Consider the following 17,202-nt stretch of genomic DNA (forward strand, 5'->3'; position numbering starts at 1 on the left):
CCGATGAGCAGAGGCAGTTTCCCGTCCTGCAGGATTGTTGCTGCACGGTCCTGTATATCCTGCAGGGCAAGTGCAGTATCTCCGAAGCAAAGTTCAAGATCACCGCTGTCAAAAATCTGCATGTCACTCAGGTCTTTATCCTGATAAGGGCTATAGGTTTCCAGACCAAAGGATTCGGATCTGATCGCCTTGCTTCCGAAACGGGTACCCGGACGGAAAGAAGTGGTAGAGTCAAACGGAGCCCCAAACAGAACAATCTTTGCATCCGAATACTCTGCGTCACAACCGATAAAAGTTTCTATATTTTTATTCAACATCTCTTAATAACTCCTCTACATAAGCTGGTAGTGCAAAAGCTCCGGCATGCACCCGGGGTGTATAGTAACGGGTGTTAATTCCTAGCAGATTCCAACCAACCGCATTCAAGTCATGTACCGGATGGTACCGCTTGGAAGCAAAGCCAAAAAGCCAGTGCCCGGACGGATAGGTTGGTATGTGAGCCTGATAGACCCGGCTAATGGGAAAGCTCTCAACAATCCTTTTGTGCGCCCGCTGGCACGCAATAGCATCATCAGCATAAAATGGGCTTTCGTGCTGATTAACCATTATGCCGTCTTCTTTCAGGGCTTTATAGCAATTGCCATAAAATTCTTTGGTGAACAATCCTTCTCCCGGGCCAAACGGATCAGTGGAGTCAACGATAATCAAGTCGTATTCGTTTTCTCTGGATCGGATAAATCTCAGACCGTCTTCATAGAAGATACTGACTCTGGGATCATCCAGGCGGCAGGAGGTCTGAGGCAGATATTTTCTGCAGACTTCTACCACCAGGGGATCTATTTCCACCATATCGATTTGTTCAATGCCGGTATAACGGGTCAGCTCCCGGATAACGCCTCCGTCACCGGCACCGATCACAAGGACTTTTTTCACACAGGGATGGACGGCAAGCGGAACATGAGTGATCATTTCGTGATAGATGAACTCATCTTTTTCCGTCAGCATCATATAGCCGTCTAAGGTAAGAAAACGTCCGAACTCTTTTGATTCAAAAACATCTATTCTCTGAAAATCACTCTGCCCGCTGAATAACTGTCTGTTCACGCGGATTGACAGCTTTACATGAGGGGTATGCTGTTCAGAAAACCATAGCTCCATATAATCACACTCCTTTTAAGACATTCAGGTGTCCGATGTCAGGATCTTCAGGACCTGTCATGGAGCAGCCTTTCATTTTTGCGTATTCAATGTATTCCAGAATTCCCTGGGTGATTTTTTCCCCGGGAGCCAGAATCGGGATGCCCGGAGGATAGCACATGACAAATTCACTGCAAACCCTTCCGGCTGTTTCACGGATAGGAAGAGATTCTTTTTCTGCATAAAATGCTTCCTGGGGAGTAACTACCACCTGGGGGTCTATATATTCCTGGGTCAGCATGCCGGCTTTATCCTTCTGGTAACGGCGCTTAATTTCGGCTAAAGCACTCACAAGGCGCTCAATATCCTGCCTGCGGTCACCAATAGAAATATATGCCAGAATATTGCCGATATCGCCAAACTCAATCTGAATATCGTATTCGTCCCTGAGAATATCATAAACTTCTATTCCTGCAAGTCCGATATCCAGTGTGTGAACAGAAAGCTTTGTCACATCAAAGTCATAAATACTGTTATCATTGATAATCTCACGGCAATAAGCGTAATAGCCTCCGATTGCATTGATTTCACTTCGGGCATATTGTGCAAGAGCGCGTACCTTTGCAAATTCTTCCCTGCCGCGAAGTGCCAGATTACGTCTGGAAATATCAAGGCTGGAGAGAAGCAGGTAAGACCCGCTGGTGGTCTGGGTCAGATTGATGATCTGCCGGGTATAGCCCTCGCTTACATTTGGTCCGGTGAGTAAAAAAGAACTCTGTGTTAAGCTGCCTCCGGATTTATGCATACTGACGGAAGCCATATCAGCTCCGGCTGCCATGGCTGATATAGGCATATCCTCACCGAAGTAAAAATGGGTCCCATGAGCTTCATCAGCCAGAGCCAGCATGTTATGCCGGTGGGCGAGATCCACAATGGCTTTTAAGTTGGAGCATATGCCGTAGTAGGTTGGGTTGTTGATTAAGATAGCGACGGCATCGGGGTGCTCGGCTATCGCCTGTTCTACCTGTGAAACTTTCATTCCAAGAGCAATGCCAAGCTTGTGATCCATATCCGGATTGACATATACCGGTTTTGCACCGCAGAGTACCAGCGCATTAATGACGCTTCGGTGTACATTACGTGGAAGGATAATCTTATCCCCGCGTTTGCAGGCAGTGAGCACCATGCTCTGAACAGCAGATGTCGTACCGCCAACCATTAAGAAAGCGTTTGCAGCGCCAAATGCTTCTGCAGCAAGTTCCTCCGCTTCTTTAATAACCGATATGGGGTGGCAGAGATTATCCAGCGGCTTCATGGAATTTACGTCGATACTGACACAACCTTCGCCTAATAATTCCACAAGTTCAGGGTTTCCACGTCCTCTTTTATGTCCGGGGACATCGAAAGGGACGACCCGCATTCGTTTAAAACGTTCCAGTGCCTCATAGATCGGGGCATGGGATTGAGCATGATTTCCCATAACTTGCCTCCTAATATATATTTCTTCCGCTGAAAATTTCAATCATTTCCCTGCGCAGGCTTCCCATAATTTCAAGCCTGGCTCTGGGTGGAAGTTCATAAACATCTGCATTAAAGAGATAATTTTGCAGATCGATTTCCTTTATCAGCATTTTGGTATGGAACAGATTGGCATCGTAAACGTTAATATCAACAGCATCATATTTGCGGAGTGTTTCTTCTTTTATATAATTCTGAATCGATGTCATATAGTGGTCCATAAATAATTTGTTACCATATACATCCCTGGTGAAACCCCGTACCCGGTAGTCCATCGTGATAATATCTGAATCAAAGGAACTGATCAGGTAATCCAGGGTGGAGAGGGGTGTAATCTCACCGCAGGTAGCCACATCAATATCTACACGGAATGTGGCGAGGCAGGTATCCGGATGATATTCCGGATAGGTATGTACCGTCACGTGGCTTTTATCCAGATGTGCCACAACGGTATCGCCTCCGGCAGGAACCATGTGATCCTCTGCAATGAGGATTGTGACGGAAGCACCCTGCGGTTCATAATCCTGGCTGGAAATATTCAGGATCGTGCCGCCGATCATATCAACCAGATGCGTCAGGATGGCCCGCAGCCTTTCTGAATTGTACTGTTCATCAATATAAGCAATATAATCCTTCTGTTCTCTGGGAGTCTTGGCATAACAGACATCATAAATATTAAAGCTCAAGGCTTTCGTCAGATTATTAAAGCCGTAGAGCTTTAACTTATTTTCCATATTCGTACCTCCTTTATCCACCAAAAGGTATTTTATAAACGCGCTCCGGCCTTTATTTCCCTGTCTGACAGGCAAAAAAATAACGCAAGCGCCGGTACAAACTGTCCATCACTTGCGTTATATTATTCTGAATTTGAATTTGCATATATCAAAAAGATGAGCCCCCCAATAAAGGTATGTAGATTCATCTTAAGTATTCCGATTCAAAAACAGATATAGGGATCAGAGTCTATATAGCAAATATTTTACTTTTACTACTCTTATTGACCGTTTCACAAGTTTGATGTGCCAGGATGCACACTGGTTATGAAGTAACCAACTTATAAAATTTGAGCTTTTAACTCAATCAATAAGGCAACAAATGTTGCCAATCGGCAGTTGACCCGGCTGTCCGCATGGCCTAAACTTTCCAAAGTGAAAGTGGTCAAAAATATTTGCATGGGAAGACCTGATAAATCTGTTTTTCCATACGACTTCAATATAGCATAGGTGGTCTGGGAAGTCAACAAAAAATTATGAGCGTACCTTTCCATAATAGCACAAACCAAGTGCACCTGGACCGGCATGTGTACCGATACTGGGACTGACGTCATTAATTATAATATTTTCAAATCCCAGTTTTTCCCGTATCTGTGAAGCGGCAAATTCAGCATCCTGTATGCAGTCGCCATGGATGATTCCCACCGGACGGCTCTTGTCATAGTTTTCTTCCAGGGTTTCTTTCATATTTTCCACTAAGGCTGAAAGAGATTTTTTACGTCCGCGAACCGTTGCCAGCGGCACGAGTTTTCCTTCCGGATTCACATACAGTATAGGCTTAATATTAATCATACTGCCGAATACGGCAGCAACTTTGGATACTCTTCCTCCACGCTGCAGATGGTGCAGGTCATCTACGGTAAACTGCACATTGCCGTGAAGTTTTTCTTCTTCCAGAACAGCGGTTATGTCATCTATGGATTTACCATCAGCCTTTAGATCCAGCGCACGAAGGAGAAGCAGTGTTTCTCCAAGAGATACCGTTAAGGAGTCAATTACCTGAATCCGGGAACCGGGATATTCTTCCATAAGTTCACCAGCGGCAACTGCCACATTATTATAACTACCGCTCAGGTTTGAGGAAAATGCAATATGCAGAATATCCAGACCTTGTTCCAGCAGGGATTCAAAGCGCTGGCGTATCACTGCGGGATTGTTAGCCATGGAAGTGGGTAGTGCACCTTCCCTCATCTTTTTATAAAATTCAGATGGAGATAGATGCTTCTCATCCCCAAATACCTCGTCCCCGAAAGCATAATATTGAGGAATAATGGTTAAATTATATTTTTCTATGTATTCCGAAGGAATGTCGGAATTGGAATCAGTAGTGATTACAAAATCGTTCATGGGAATCTCCTTTTGTTATATATTCAAAAGATTTGATTATCAAAGTATATAGTATATGAAAAAAATAGGGTTGTCAATGATAAAATAAGAGGAAACAGACCGTAATTTTTTGACAACTGACATGCCGCGTAATATAATGAACTGCAGAGAACAGACAGGCGGATTAATTGAAAGATCTGCTTTTGCCGGTTTTGATTGAAAGATTCAAAATTGAAAGATTCAAGAATGAAGGATTCAAGATTGAAAGATTCAAGAATGAAGGATTCAAGATTGGAAGATTCAAGAATGAAGAATTCAATATTGAAAGATTTAAGATTGAAATATACAGGATGGAGGAAATAATGATTAAGGAGCAGACACAGGTTAAGAAAGCAGAAGAATCCAGGACAGAAAATTCCTATCTGCTGATGCCGGGACATATTAACGGATATGGCAGGCTGTTCGGAGGTATGCTGATGCAATGGATAGATGAGATTGCCGGTATTGTGGCAAAACGGCATGCACAGACAGAAGTTACCACAGCGGCAATTGATAATTTACAGTTTAAATCGGCTGCATACCTGAACCAGACCGTTGTACTTATCGGAAAGATTACTTATGTGGGAAGGACTTCTATGGAAGTGAGAGTGGATACCTATGTAGAAGAGCTTAACGGAACCAGAAAAGTGATCAACCGGGCATATGTGGTTATGGTGGCAATTGACAAGGAGGGGACTCCTGTACGGATACCGGGATTGGCACTGGAAACGGAAGCTGCCCGGGCTGAATGGGAAGGCGGAGAGAAGAGGTACCAGCTACGGAAAACCAGAAGGCAGGAAGGATATTAAAATGGAAAATGCTGTATTTGCCAGTTATTTAATTGGTAAATACAGCATTTTTTTACAAATAGATTAAATTTCTATAAATTTGCATCTGCCTATTGCTGTTTACATAATAATTTGTTATAGTTACAGTATAACAAATATAATAATACCATTTTGAATTTACATGGTCTGGAAAGGGGGAAATAACCATGAAAATAGAAAAAGTGAATGATTCAAGGCTTCTGTGGTCACTGAATAGAGAGGACTTTATCGAATATAAACTCAATGTCAACGATTTTTTATACGGGACGCAAAAAGCACGCACACTATTCCAGGAAGCAATGAGGAAAGCTGAAAAAGATTTAATGTTCCAGGTGGAAGGTTATCTCCTTCATTGTCAGCTTCAGGAATTATCGGCAAGCGGAATCACATTTTCCATTACAAGAAAAGAACAGCTGCCAAAAACAGAAGAAAACCAGTCAAAGGAAAAATCGGTTGAACATACACTGGGATCAGAAGAAGAATTACATCTGCTTTATGAATTTGCACAACTGGATGATGTAATTCGGGTATCAAGGCTTATCAATACGGAGATTCCATTGGAAAATGCACTATACAAATTTGAAGGAGAATACCTTCTGTTTGTAGAACCCAATAAGGACGAGGGAGAACAGATGGCATGGTGTACCATTAATCTGGCTGAATTTGCAGATGTGGAATCGGTCACCAGAGGACAAAAGGCACTGCTGTGTGAACATTCTGAATGTATATTGGAAAAGGATGCATTGCAGAAATTACGGGTTCTCAGTTAAGTAATTGGCGGGAGTGGGGGACTATTTGGTGCCGGTACTGCCAGAGCGTGTCAGAAAGCAATTTTAAACACGCTCTGGTGAATTTTACGTCTATATGATCCTTCTACGTCCTATCTTACCCGGCACAATTCTCACTTACAAAGCATCTTTTGTAAGTAAAACCCCAATATCTATTTAATAAAGTGAAGCGGTTTCGGATACCCATAGGAACGGAAAAGGGCTTCCAGCTTTGTCTGACCCTGGATCAGTGCGTCTTCTATGGTATAGCTCTTTTCTAATATATTTCTCAGCACCCCGCAGAGAATTGATTCGATCTTGTTCTGGGGGATTATCAGGGACCTGCTTCGGTAAGGTCCGTTTCTTTTGCGGCAATAGGCAAAACTTTTTTCGGTTAATTCCATCCAGGGATACAATTTCATAAGTTCATGGCTGTGGTAAGGTGCGATAACCGGTGACTGTCCATCCAGAATTGTCATGTAGCTGCTTGTATCCGGCTGGCAGAGCCAGTTAAAATATTGGAATATCTCTTCTGACTTTGTAGTGAACGGATTCAGGCCGAAATTCCAGCCGATGCTTACCGGAGTTTTGCCGGGAATGGGTTCATATCCTACCCGTCCTATGATATTTTCATGAATACTGTTGCTGATTTGTGCTGCGTATTCCGTATATGTAAGAAGAATTGCGGTTTTCCCGGAGTAAAAATCTGAGACAGTTTTTTGTATGGATGTCTCAAAAGGGGACTGCTCTACATAGTGTAATGTCTCTAATATATGGCGGAATGCTTTTATATTTTCGGGAGTATTCATGCATACCCGGTTGTATTTATCCCATAACTTTCCGCCAAAAGACCAGAGGCGTATCAGAATTTCCGGTGCCAGTTCTTCATCCATGCTTCCGGCAAAGGAAGTACCATAAATGGTGGGTGAATCAGGGTTACAGGAACGTGTGAAAAAATTGGCTATTCCGTTAAATTCCGTCCAGGTCTTGGGCGGACGCAGGGAGATCTTATATTTATTTTTAAATGACTTAATCAGGTCCCGCTTTTCAAAGAGGTCCTTGCGGTAAAACATGATCTGGGATCCGCCTATAATGGGAATACCATAGTAGCGGTTTTCATAACAGCAGTTGTCCATGTTTTCATCAAAGAGTAAAAGCGGGTTAAAGCTTCCATTGGCAATGAAATCGGTGATTTCCGACACCAGTGAGTTTTGCACCATATACTCCAGCCAGGGCACATCATACATATAGATATCATAATAATTGCGGGACCGGTCAATATCTTCGATGATTTTATTCAAAAGGTTATTTTGCGGAACAAAATCGAATTCTACAGAAATTCCGGATTCCCTGGTAAATGAACTGGTCAGGAGTTTCGTAGAATGGGAAGTGTCCAGGTCCACCATTAGAGCACGTAGTACCGGGGCCTTTTTCAGGGGCACGGCAGATGGCAGAGGTAAGGATGGAGGTTTTGGAAAGTCCAGTGAGGAGTCTGTTATGTTGTCGGTAAAATTCAGTAATTTTTCTTCGAAAAACATAGGGGATTCAATATTTTTTGCCAATAGGCGGGATGCCTCCGTACCCAGAGTAAAAGCTGTTCTGGAAGTATAAATGGTCCCCGGCAGTTTGGCAGAACTGTTCCAGCTTTCCTCGCCAAGTGTGATAACCTGGATATCACGGGGAACGTTGCGTCCCTGGATCTGGAATGCTTCCAGCACGCCATAAGCGATGTTCTCGGAAGAGGTGATGACTGCTTCAACCGGTTTGCCGCTGAGTCGATGCATGGTGGATTTAAATGCATCTTCTTTTGTCATATTAGTATTGCAGACCAGCGTATCATCGAATTTCAACCCATAATTTTGAAAGGCTGTCTGGTATCCGCATATACAGTCTTTTTCTGAAGAAAAGTGAGAAGCTCCGGTAATTAGTGCAATGTTTCGGTAACCTTTGGATAATAGTTTTTCAGTAATAAAACAGGTAGTGCGGTAGTTGTCAAAACCGGCAAAACTGACATCTACATTATGAGGCCTCCGTTCAATAAAGACAGCCGGAATATTAAAATTCTTAATCCTGTTTTGAAAAAATTCTGTGTTCTGCGGCTGGCAGGTTATAATTAAAAGCCCTGATACGTTCTGACTCACAAAATCTTCGATTTTCTCGCATTCAATATCCGGTGAATTATTAGAAAATGCCACACTGATCGTATAGTCTTTATTCTGCAGATAAGATGAAATTCCTTTAAATATTTCTGCATGATAGTGGTTGTCAATATCAGTGAGTACAACGCCAATGCGGTTGGTAGCAGATAATTTCAAGTTTCTGGCCGAGGCGTTGGGTATATATTTCAGTTTTTCTATGGAATCCATAACTTTCATTTTTGTTTCCGGCTTCACCTGGCGTTTTCCGCTGAGACAACAGGAAACTGTTGCAATAGATACACCGGCATCTCTAGCAACATCATTTAAAGTTGCCATGTATGGCATACCCCCTTATCTTAAAGAGAATCTGGTACTGAAATTAACATTTTGCAGTACCGGTTAATAAGAAGTTATCATGAAATCATAAAACAGTCAATATATCTAAACGTTTAGATTTATATTTTAGAAAACCTATTGTAAATAATGATTAAGAATATATAATGTAAATATCAGATGAACAATAAAAAAACGAAAAAGAGATGTAAAATCACTTACATATTGTACAATATGACGAAAGCGGGAATGAGATATACCAGAGTGATACTAAAATCGAAACGAAAATGTGAAAAAGTAATAATTGAACAGGCGCTTGATTATGCTTTGGAAAATTAGAAATGGAGGAAAATTCATATGAGAAGATACGGGCAGGTAATCAAGGTTAAAGAAGAATTTTTAGAAACTTATAAAGCTTTGCATGCACAGCCTTGGCCGGAGATCAATGCAAAGATCAAAGAATGCAATATCAGTAATTATTCCATATATTACCGGGATGGCTATTTATTCAGCTACTATGAATATACGGGAAATGACTACGAAGCGGATATGAAGAAGATGGCAGATGATCCCAAGACACAGGAGTGGTGGGGGCTATGTGATCCATGTCAGGAGCCGGTGGAATCGGCTGCAGAAGGTGAATGGTGGGCTGAAATGAATGAGGTTTATCATTTAGATTAAAATCTAAACGTTTAGAGAAAAGGAGATTAATATGACATCAAGAGAACGGATATTAACATCAATCGGACACAAGCAGCCGGATTATGTTCCTCTGGATTTAGGGGGAACACCCAGCTCGGGTATATCGGCAATTGCCTATAACAAGTTAAAGAAGCATTTGAACCTGACGGGAGGACATACGAGAATCTTTGATGTAGTACAGCAGGTTGTACAGCCGGAAGATAATATTATGGATATGTTCGGAGTAGATGTAATTGATATTGGAAGGGCATTTAATGAAAAAGACAGCGACTGGTACGACATTACTTTAGCAGATGGATCTGTTGGGCAGTATCCCAAATGGTTCCATCCACAGAAACAGGAAAACGGGGATTATCTGGTGATTGACAAGGAAGGAACCACCATTGCTAAAATGCCGGTAGGAGCAACGTTTTTTGACCAGACATATTTCCCATATTGTGACGATTACCCGGATGACTATCGTGACCTGGACCATCAAATGGGAAAAGTACTGTGGAGCGCGCTGGTACATAGTCCCTGGGATCATGCCGCAGAGCCGGATTTTTATAAACAGCTTCGGGAGCGCACACTCAAAATGAGGGCGACGACAGACCGGGCACTTATGATAACCTGCGGATGTAACCTTTTTGAATGGGGAACCTTCTTAAGAAGAATGGATAATTTTCTTATGGACACTTATGCAGATCCGGAAAATGTAGAGATATTGGTAGGAGAACTGATGGAGCGCCATTTGGCCACCCTGGAAAAGGTATGTGAGTCAGTGGGAGATATTGTGGATATTCTCAGATTTGGAGATGACCTGGGAATGGATACCGGAATGTTTATGTCTCAGGAGAAATATCAGACCCTCTTTAAGCCCTATCATAAGAAGTTAAATGAATATGTCCACAAGCACAGCAGCATGAAGACATTTTTACACTCCTGTGGTTCTATTTACCCGATAATGGGAGATCTCATCGATGCGGGATATGATGTGATTAATCCGGTTCAGACCACTGCGTACCAGATGGATCCGCAGGTATTAAAAAGAGAATTTGGCAGAGACATTACCTTTTGGGGCGGTGGATGCAATACCCGGTCTGTTCTTAACAGATCCACTCCCGGGGAAGTATATGACTACACCAGGAGGATGATTGATATCTTCTATCAGGACGGAGGATTTGTGTTCAATCAGGAACACAATATTATGCCGGATGTACCGCCGGAGAATTTGCTGGCAATGTATCGGGCAGTGGCTGATGCCAGATAGGTTAAGTGACAATTTGCGATAGTTAAAGATAGCATGTAATGGCATGAAAGGAGTATTAAGAAATGGAAAAGGGCAATAAAGTCAACAAAAGCCAGCTGAAAAAATTGTTTGCAAGAAGTGAGGTGACGGTAATTGCGGCAGTACTGGCTCTGGGAATTATTTTTACAGCATTTTCAGACAGCTTTTTTACCGCCTATAATTTATTCAATATGGGAAGAACGGCTGCAATTTATATATTCATTGCAATTGGGCAGGCATTGGTAGTCATTGTAGGCGGTATGAATTTATCGCTTGGATATATCGGGGGTATGACAGTTGTCGCTGCCGGTTATAGTATGCAGGTATTGGGGCTTCCGCCGGTGGCAGCGGTATTGGCAGGCCTGGCAGTAGGTGTAGCAGCAGGCTGCATAAACGGAGTGATTATTACAACTTTAAAATTAAACTCATTTGTAGTTACCCTGGCTACTTCCTTTATATTTACCGGATTAATCAACGGTATATCCCAGGGGTATCCGTATAATGAGATACCGGAAAACTTTACGTTCCTGGGAAGGGAAGGGTTTCTTGGAATTCCGTTTCTTCTCTGGATGGCAGCGATTGCTTTGCTGATACTGGGATATTTCTTTAAATATACGGTGACCGGACGGCGCATTTTGTCTACGGGAGGCAACGTGGAAGCCGCAAGAATGTCCGGTGTCAATACCAATAAAATGATTATTCTGGCAAATGTGGGATCCGGATTATTTGCAGCAATTGCAGGGCTGCTATGGATATCCAGAACCGGATCTGCACAGCCGTCTACAGGTGTAGACTGGATGGTTATATCCTTTGCGGTGGCAGTAATTGGCGGAACGGCGTTAAAGGGCGGTGTATTTAATCCAATTGGAGTATTCTTTGCAGGATTTCTGATTGTTATGGTAAAGAACGGACTTGTTATGTTAAATGCTAATATTTATTACGAACAAGCGTATCTGGGATTAATTCTTTTGCTGGCGGTTTCCTTAGACAGCATTAAATCTATCATGAACAGCAGGAAGCTGAAGCAGGAGTTGAAAAAGAAGCAGCAGGCATAGGGGCATCTCAGGATGCAGTGAATCAGGTTGTATTACATAGAAAGCAGGAGCTATAAAGCTCCTAAGAAAAGGAGAATAAATAATATGAAGAAAATGATGGCAACTTTATTATGTGCAGTATTAGTAACGGGATTATGTGCATGCGGAAGTCCAAAAGCACCTACAGAAGAGACGAAATCAGGTCAGACGACAGATGCGGATGCTAAAGAACCAGCAGGGGAAGAAAAATCGGGTTCCGATTCGGCAACAAAGATTGCATGGTATGCTCCGGCACCCCATCCTTATTTCGACGAAGTTAAAAAAGGCGTTGAGAAATTTCAGGAAGACCAGGGTGTGGAAGTCGTAATCCAGATCGGTCCAGACTGGACCCAGGCAAGTGAAAATGAAAAAGTGGAGGCTTTAATTGCCCAGGGAGTAAATGCACTGTCCATCTATCCCTGTGATGCGTCCGGAGCTAACGGCCTGTATGAAGAAATTACGAAAAAGATGGGGGTTAATGTCATTAATTTTGGTACCGATACGGCAAAACCTACCACTGCTTCCTTTGCAGTAGCTACCGATGTAAAACAGGCGGCATATGATGCAACAGAAGCTGTAATAAAGATGATGGGAGAAAAAGGTAATATCTTAAATGTACTGGAAGTACTGGAAGATCCCAATACTGCACTTCGTAAAGAAGGTGTGGAAGAAGCAGTAGCTAAGTATCCGGATGTTACGATCATACAGGAAATAGCCGGAATTAAAACCCAGGAAGAGGCAGTCAGCAAAATTGAAAGTGCACTTTCTGCAAACGTTGGAAAGATTGATGGAATTGTCTGTACCGGACTGGTTACAAGTGTAGGTATGACACAGACTTTATCTGATTATTACGAAAAACAGGGAGATGACAAGCATATCTATACGGTTGCCATTGATACGGACTCCGGTGTTATGAAAGGGATTGAGAATGGTATTGTAGATGCAACAATTGCGCAGAATACAGCAGGTCACGGTTACATTTCCTGTATGATTTTAAAATATATGGGAGAAGGATATAAAGTAAAGGATGGCCAGTATTTTATCAATGCCGGAAATGTTATTGTTACGAAAGATAATCAGACTACCTATGAAGCAGAACTGGATCAGGTAACCCAGGATATCTTAGGGAAACTTACAACCGAGTATCTGACGAAATAGAATATTGTGCCTCCCGGAGTATTTACCCCAGGAGGCACCTAGTGGAGGTTCGTATGCTGGAATTAAAAAATATAAGTAAAATCTTCCCGGGGGTAAAAGCGCTGGATGATGTTTCCCTGAGTTTTCGCAAAGGCGAAATACACGCTCTAATGGGTGAAAATGGAGCCGGAAAATCAACCCTCATGAAAATTATAACAGGTATTTACCATCCTGATATGGGAGAGGTGTATCTGGATGGAGAAAAGGCAGATATCAAGAATTTCAGGGATGCAGTTGACCATGATATCAATATGGTAAGCCAGGAGATTCAGGTGATTCCGGAGTCAACAGTCGCTGAGAACATTATTTTAGACCGGATTGACCAGTTTAAAAAAGGGCTTGTGGTGGACTGGAAAAGGATTAATGAGACCGCGGTCAAGTATCTGCGCATTGTGGGTCTGGACATCAGCCCTACCCAGAAGATAGAACACCTGACGGCTGCACAAAAACAGCTGATACAAATAGCGAAAGCTTTGTCCTCAAATGCAAAATACATACTTCTGGATGAACCTACATCATCATTGACTACCTATGAGAGCAACAATCTGATTAAGATTGTAAAGCGCTTAAAGGAACAGAATGTGGCAGTCATATTTGTATCTCACAAGCTGGAAGAGGTAATTGCACTCTGTGATAAAGTCTCCGTACTGAGAGACGGAAAATATGTGGGGACAAAAAGCTGTGTGGGAATTACCCGTCAGGACATTGTCAAAATGATGATTGGACGGGAAGAGTCAAATGAACATCTGGGATTTCTGGATGTGAAAGAAGACGTGGTGCTGGAAGCAAAAAATATCACCACATATGGGCAGTTCGACCAAGTTGGATTCCAGTTAAAGCGTGGTGAGATACTGGGTTTTTACGGGCTTGTAGGCTCAGGAAGAACAGAATTGGTGCGGCTTTTGATCGGTGCGGATAAAATGGATCAGGGTGAAGTTTACGTAAAAGGAAAAAAAGCAGCCATAAATTCCGTACAGGACAGCCTGGAGCGGTATGGCATCGGATATGTATCGGAAAACAGAAAAGAAGAAGGCTTGATTCTGGACTTTTCGGTTGGGACCAATACAACCATAACAATCTGGTCCCGCATCCGCAATAAGTTCAAGAAGATCAATATAAAGGAAGAAGAAAAAACAATCCGTTACATGATCGACAAAATGAAAATCAAAACGCCTACAGCAGAAACCAGGGTGGGAAGCCTCTCCGGCGGTAACCAGCAAAAGGTCAGTATCGGGAAATGGCTGGCAGCAGACTGTGATGTGCTGATCATAGACGAACCTACGGTAGGTGTCGATGTGGGAGCCAAAAAGTATATCCATGATTTAATCTGGAGCCTTGCAAAGGATGAGGGAAAATCTATTATATTGATTTCTTCCGATATGCCTGAGATGATTACCCTTGCCAGACGCATCCTGGTATTTAAGGATCAAAAAATCACAGGTGAAATAAATAACCTGAATGCAGAGGAACGAAGATATGAAGATGTAAGCGGAGAGATTGGTAAGTTGATGGCTTAGTACTACAGGGAACGTTTTGTAATGTTCTATTAAATGCATTATATTGGGGTTTAGCTGAGGAAGGGACGCTTTGTAGATGGAGGTAGTGTACGGAAAGAGAAGGGGGCGGACCAGGACATTGGTTTGGAAGGCTTACCGCAGAACTGGCATTTTCTAACCTTCCCGGAGCACTTTTTGGCGGCACGCGGGCATTCGCTCCGAAATCCTGATGCATTTCGCAGCTCACTGCCCGCTTACAATCCGATGGGAGAAGTACTGCATTTTGCAATGCAGTACTGGTCGAATTGTATCCGCCAAAAATGCTCAGCTCTGCTATAAGCCTTCCAAACCAATGTCCTGGTCCGCCCCCTTCTCTTTCCGAGATAGCATTCGTTGATACAAAGCTGGTTTTCTCAGCGTGGTGGGACCCTGGGGTTGTGGCATGCTAGACGCGATTGGTGTAAGCTATGATGTCAAGTAACTGATCTTGAGAACGGGATTTGTTTTTCTTTCTGTGATCAGAAAAAAAAGTAGGCTTTTATCTTCTTTTGTGCATAAACAGCCAAAAATATACTGCGTTCCATCAAATAAAGAACAAACAGCTTCAGCCCCAGGGCATCTATCATGCTGAAAACGAATAGCATAAAACAACTAAACTTAGCACTGTGATTTGTCTCTTCAATCCAGAAAAAGTAGCAAACTTTCATCTTTTACGCATATATAGCCGAAACATATCACGCTGCATCCAATAAAGAACAGCCTGCCGCAGCCCAGGGGTCCGACCATGCTGAGAAAACCAGCTTTGTGGCGGTAACATGAATCTCGGAAAGATGGGGGTGGGAAACTGATATGGGCGGAGGAAGCGTAGAGCAGAGCTGAGTATTTACTTAGCTTCCCGGAGTGCTTTTTGGCGGATAGTATTCGACTGGCTCCCATCGGATACTAAGCGGGCACTGAACCGAGAAATGCATCAGGATTTCTCGGTGAATGCCCGCGTGCCGCCAAAAAGTGCTTCGGAAAGGTTAGAAAATACCAGTTCTGTGGCAAGCTGACGGAGTCCATATCAGTTTCCCACCCCCATCTTTCCGTACACTACCTCCATCTACAAAGCGTAATTTAATCAGCTAAACCCAAATATTGACACCGAAAATTACAAATACCTAGTTTTTCGGTGTTTTTGCGTCAGAAAACAAAAAACTGTTCCGGATTTTCCACATCATTGTTCAGGAATGTGCATTTCCTAAGAAAAATCCATTTGTTATACTTATGAATATCACAGTAAAGGGTATTACGGTCAGCTGCATGGAAGCGTTTTGATTAGTCTCACTGTGAAAAAAAGGAATGGGGGTTTCATTTATGAGAAGGAAGAAAAGAAAAGTATGGCAGGGATTGGCAGGAATTTTATGCACGGCAATGCTGGTACCATGTATCAGCCCGGCATTTACGGCGAAGGCAGAAGGTGGAAACAGCGATGCGCAGTGGGAAAAGATTTCCGGAATTATGGATACATTTGCGGATAAAGCGGTCTGGACGAATACAAAATATGATCAGGCTATCACGCAGCAAATGCCCAGTACCGCACTTTTGGGAAATGGAGAAATCGGTGCCACCTCTTATGGGAATGATACGGAAAAAACCTGGCTTTTATCATCCAATGATTTCTGGTCAGACAATTCACTGTATTTTGGGTATGTGGGAAGAACACCGCAGATTATAACGGGGGGCGGGCTGACAATAACCCCTGCTGAAGCCGGACATGAATATAACCTGATTTATGGCAGCCAGGTCAAAGCCAGTTCTGAGTCCCGGGACCATGGGGCAGCGCTGACTGCTGGCGGATTATATTTGAAAAATTTAAATGGAGACGGTGAAAACTTTACGGGCTGGGAAGCAGCAGAAACAGGTACACCCCAGTGGATTTTATATGATCTGGGATTTAATGAGATTATGGACCGTCTGGTTGTGCGCCATGACAATTACACGTCCGGCAAGGGAAGCGGGCGCAATACAAAGGATTTTGAGATTCAGACTTTAAAGAATGGCATCAAGCCGGAAAATGCAGGGGAAGAAGACTGGGTTACAGTAGAAAAAATCACTGGCAATGAAGCCGACAGTACGGAAGTAAAATTAAATCCGGCACAGAGCTTCCGGTATCTTCGGATCTATATTACCCAAGCGACTGCTGAAGGGGATGATGGAATTGCCAGAATCGGGCAATTGGAAGGTTATTACAAAAATGATGAATACCAGATGCCGATTATCGATAATAAAGGATCGGAACATCCCTATAATAAAGTATACCAGATGCCGGCTTATGCAAGCAGCCAGACCCAGGGGCATGAAGCTGAAAAAGCCGTGGGCGGCGTAACCCAGGCAGAAGGATGGGTATCTGATATCGGACAGGAACAGTATCTGATAGTGGATCTGAAGGTATCCACTAAATTTAACCGCTGGCATGTGAAGCATGATAATTATACATCCCGGAAAGGAGCAGACAGAAATACAGATTCTTTTGATCTGCAGACCAGCGAGGATGGCGTGAACTGGACAAAGGTTGATTCTGTGACCGGCAATAAAGCGGATGTGACAGACAGAAGGCTGCTTTATGA

14 protein-coding genes are annotated in these 17,202 nt (G+C 43.0%); 8 read left to right on the plus strand and 6 right to left on the minus strand.

What is annotated here, in order from left to right; all coding sequences use genetic code 11:
* The 5 genes from RHS_RS23935 to RHS_RS23955 all read right to left on the minus strand — a co-directional run.
* Positions 1 to 317, minus strand: a 317-nt coding sequence (locus tag RHS_RS23935; RefSeq protein WP_047834584.1) for an arginase family protein, incomplete at its 3' end; no start/stop codon positions are given.
* Positions 307 to 1,158, minus strand: coding sequence for a polyamine aminopropyltransferase (gene speE, locus RHS_RS23940; RefSeq protein WP_047834576.1), 852 nt, complete (start codon positions 1,156 to 1,158; stop codon positions 307 to 309). The genes RHS_RS23935 and speE, both read right to left, overlap by 11 nt.
* Positions 1,159 to 1,162: 4 nt before the next feature.
* The gene (locus RHS_RS23945) at positions 1,163 to 2,617 is read right to left on the minus strand and encodes an aminotransferase class I/II-fold pyridoxal phosphate-dependent enzyme (RefSeq protein WP_047834577.1); all 1,455 of its coding nucleotides are present in this window, start codon (positions 2,615 to 2,617) and stop codon (positions 1,163 to 1,165) included.
* Between the two features lie 10 nt (positions 2,618 to 2,627).
* On the minus strand, positions 2,628 to 3,389 hold the full coding sequence (gene speD, locus RHS_RS23950) for an adenosylmethionine decarboxylase (RefSeq protein WP_027293339.1): 762 nt from the start codon (positions 3,387 to 3,389) through the stop codon (positions 2,628 to 2,630).
* 513 nt (positions 3,390 to 3,902) lie between these two features.
* Entirely contained in the window at positions 3,903 to 4,775 is an 873-nt protein-coding gene (locus RHS_RS23955; RefSeq protein WP_047834578.1) for a DegV family protein, read from the minus strand.
* A 341-nt stretch (positions 4,776 to 5,116) separates the two neighbouring features.
* Here RHS_RS23955 and RHS_RS23960 point away from each other — a divergent pair, with 341 nt between their 5' ends.
* Both RHS_RS23960 and RHS_RS23965 read left to right on the plus strand, forming a co-directional pair.
* Positions 5,117 to 5,602: a hotdog domain-containing protein gene (locus RHS_RS23960; RefSeq protein ID WP_047834585.1), complete on the plus strand. Its 486-nt coding sequence runs from the start codon at positions 5,117 to 5,119 to the stop codon at positions 5,600 to 5,602.
* 185 nt (positions 5,603 to 5,787) lie between these two features.
* Entirely contained in the window at positions 5,788 to 6,390 is a 603-nt protein-coding gene (locus RHS_RS23965) for an adaptor protein MecA (RefSeq protein ID WP_027293342.1), read from the plus strand.
* 170 nt (positions 6,391 to 6,560) lie between these two features.
* On the opposite strand, the gene RHS_RS23970 is transcribed toward RHS_RS23965, so the two are convergent.
* Positions 6,561 to 8,861: an extracellular solute-binding protein gene (locus RHS_RS23970; RefSeq protein ID WP_047834579.1), complete on the minus strand. Its 2,301-nt coding sequence runs from the start codon at positions 8,859 to 8,861 to the stop codon at positions 6,561 to 6,563.
* 354 nt (positions 8,862 to 9,215) lie between these two features.
* On the opposite strand from RHS_RS23970, the gene RHS_RS23975 reads away from it, so the two are divergent.
* The 6 genes from RHS_RS23975 to RHS_RS24000 form a co-directional block, all read left to right on the plus strand.
* The gene (locus RHS_RS23975; protein WP_027293344.1) at positions 9,216 to 9,539 is read left to right on the plus strand and encodes an L-rhamnose mutarotase; all 324 of its coding nucleotides are present in this window, start codon (positions 9,216 to 9,218) and stop codon (positions 9,537 to 9,539) included.
* Positions 9,540 to 9,570: 31 nt separating this feature from the next.
* Positions 9,571 to 10,809, plus strand: coding sequence for a uroporphyrinogen decarboxylase family protein (locus RHS_RS23980; protein WP_047834580.1), 1,239 nt, complete (start codon positions 9,571 to 9,573; stop codon positions 10,807 to 10,809).
* Positions 10,810 to 10,871: 62 nt separating this feature from the next.
* A complete protein-coding gene (locus RHS_RS23985) occupies positions 10,872 to 11,882 on the plus strand; it encodes an ABC transporter permease (protein WP_047834581.1) in 1,011 nt (336 codons plus the stop codon).
* Between the two features lie 84 nt (positions 11,883 to 11,966).
* A complete protein-coding gene (locus RHS_RS23990) occupies positions 11,967 to 13,058 on the plus strand; it encodes a sugar ABC transporter substrate-binding protein (protein WP_047834582.1) in 1,092 nt (363 codons plus the stop codon).
* Positions 13,059 to 13,099: 41 nt separating this feature from the next.
* Positions 13,100 to 14,614 (plus strand): sugar ABC transporter ATP-binding protein, encoded by a 1,515-nt coding sequence (locus RHS_RS23995; protein ID WP_395023477.1) that lies wholly within the window; start codon positions 13,100 to 13,102, stop codon positions 14,612 to 14,614.
* 1,335 nt (positions 14,615 to 15,949) lie between these two features.
* Positions 15,950 to 17,202 (plus strand): discoidin domain-containing protein (locus RHS_RS24000; RefSeq protein ID WP_047834583.1); only part of this gene is annotated, 1,253 nt, incomplete at its 3' end.

Source organism: Robinsoniella sp. RHS, assembly GCF_001029355.1.
GTDB lineage: Bacteria > Bacillota > Clostridia > Lachnospirales > Lachnospiraceae > Robinsoniella > Robinsoniella peoriensis.

What these genes read in the sequence shown, in the direction of transcription:
- RHS_RS23990 (WP_047834582.1), top strand. Translation starts at nt 11,967, where the DNA reads ATGAAGAAAATGATGGCAACTTTATTATGTGCAGTATTAGTAACGGGA.
- RHS_RS23955 (WP_047834578.1), bottom strand. Translation starts at nt 4,775, where the DNA reads ATGAACGATTTTGTAATCACTACTGATTCCAATTCCGACATTCCTTCG.
- RHS_RS23985 (WP_047834581.1), top strand. Translation starts at nt 10,872, where the DNA reads ATGGAAAAGGGCAATAAAGTCAACAAAAGCCAGCTGAAAAAATTGTTT.
- speE (WP_047834576.1), bottom strand. Translation starts at nt 1,158, where the DNA reads ATGGAGCTATGGTTTTCTGAACAGCATACCCCTCATGTAAAGCTGTCA.
- RHS_RS23945 (WP_047834577.1), bottom strand. Translation starts at nt 2,617, where the DNA reads ATGGGAAATCATGCTCAATCCCATGCCCCGATCTATGAGGCACTGGAA.
- speD (WP_027293339.1), bottom strand. Translation starts at nt 3,389, where the DNA reads ATGGAAAATAAGTTAAAGCTCTACGGCTTTAATAATCTGACGAAAGCC.
- RHS_RS23975 (WP_027293344.1), top strand. Translation starts at nt 9,216, where the DNA reads ATGAGAAGATACGGGCAGGTAATCAAGGTTAAAGAAGAATTTTTAGAA.
- RHS_RS23980 (WP_047834580.1), top strand. Translation starts at nt 9,571, where the DNA reads ATGACATCAAGAGAACGGATATTAACATCAATCGGACACAAGCAGCCG.
- RHS_RS23970 (WP_047834579.1), bottom strand. Translation starts at nt 8,861, where the DNA reads ATGGCAACTTTAAATGATGTTGCTAGAGATGCCGGTGTATCTATTGCA.
- RHS_RS23960 (WP_047834585.1), top strand. Translation starts at nt 5,117, where the DNA reads ATGATTAAGGAGCAGACACAGGTTAAGAAAGCAGAAGAATCCAGGACA.
- RHS_RS23965 (WP_027293342.1), top strand. Translation starts at nt 5,788, where the DNA reads ATGAAAATAGAAAAAGTGAATGATTCAAGGCTTCTGTGGTCACTGAAT.